Below are 1027 nucleotides of genomic sequence, written 5' to 3'. Positions count from 1 at the left end.
CGATGGCATCCAGCGCAACCGCATGCCCGACGTCGTCGGCCGGCGGGCGGACCGGTGGGTTGATGTGCAGACCGGCCGGACCGGCGCAGCCGTAGTGGCTCTGCGTGCGCGGGGGGGCGGCGTGGCGGGGTGGGAGGGCCTGACGGGCGGTGTTGAGGCCGAGGAAGCCGCCCAGGGTGATGACGTTGCCGGTGTTCAACTCGTGGACGGCGGCGGAGATCTGGGCCGAGCCCCAGGGCTGGTCGTAGCGAAGCACGCCGACGAAGTCGGGCATGCGGTTGCGCTGGATGCCATCGGTGAAGCCGAAGCCGATGGGCTGGCCGGCGGCGTTGACGCCGAGGACGACCGGGATCAGCGAGTTGGCCTGACCGAAGATCTGCGTCGAGGTATTGCCGACGGTCGCGGAGAGCGCGGCGGTCGGGGCGTAGATCGGGGTACGGCGGAAGCTCGGATCTTCCATCGACAGGGTGGCGGAGAAGCCGTTGCCGATCGTGGCGGTGTAGGCGAGGAGGTTCGTGGAGGAGACGTCCGAGCCCGACGTGCCGGCCACGAACTCGAAGTCGTGGGCGTAGAAGTCGAAGAACGAGGACGCGCGACCGGCGGTCAGGCCGGCGAACTGCACGAAGGCCTTGTCCGTGTTGAGGAACTGCTCGACGCGGCCGAACTGATCGATGCCGGTGCCCGGGAAGGCGTTGGCGATACGGATCTGGGTGCCGGAGTGCAGGGTCGGGATGCCGGTGCGGCTGGCGGCCTCGATGCGCAGGAAGGCGCGGAGGGTGCCGTAACCGGTCTGGGTGCGGGCATCGACGTTGATGCGGGCGAGGCCGCGGTAGCCGCTGTAGTCACCGTTGCCCTGGCCACGGCCGAGGGGAGCCTGGTAGCCGTACTCGAAGCGGGCGCGGCCCGAGAGACGGAGGCAGGTGTCGGTGCCGGGAATGTAGAAGAAGCCGGCGCCGTAGGCGGAGCAGACACGCACGAATTCGATCGGGACCGCCTTCTTGACCGGAAGGTCGGCGGCCTGCACGGC

The 1027-nt window shown here is 69.6% G+C and carries 1 protein-coding gene; it reads right to left on the bottom strand.

Annotated elements, in window-relative coordinates; translation table 11 throughout:
- A partial coding sequence (locus tag MKK52_RS07890; protein ID WP_279597697.1) for a porin occupies nt 1-1027 on the bottom strand: 1027 nt, incomplete at both ends.

Origin of the sequence: Methylobacterium sp. J-067 (genome assembly GCF_022829465.1) — a bacterium.
GTDB lineage: Bacteria > Pseudomonadota > Alphaproteobacteria > Rhizobiales > Beijerinckiaceae > Methylobacterium > Methylobacterium litchii.
This window is presented reverse-complemented; position numbering and strand designations above follow the sequence as displayed.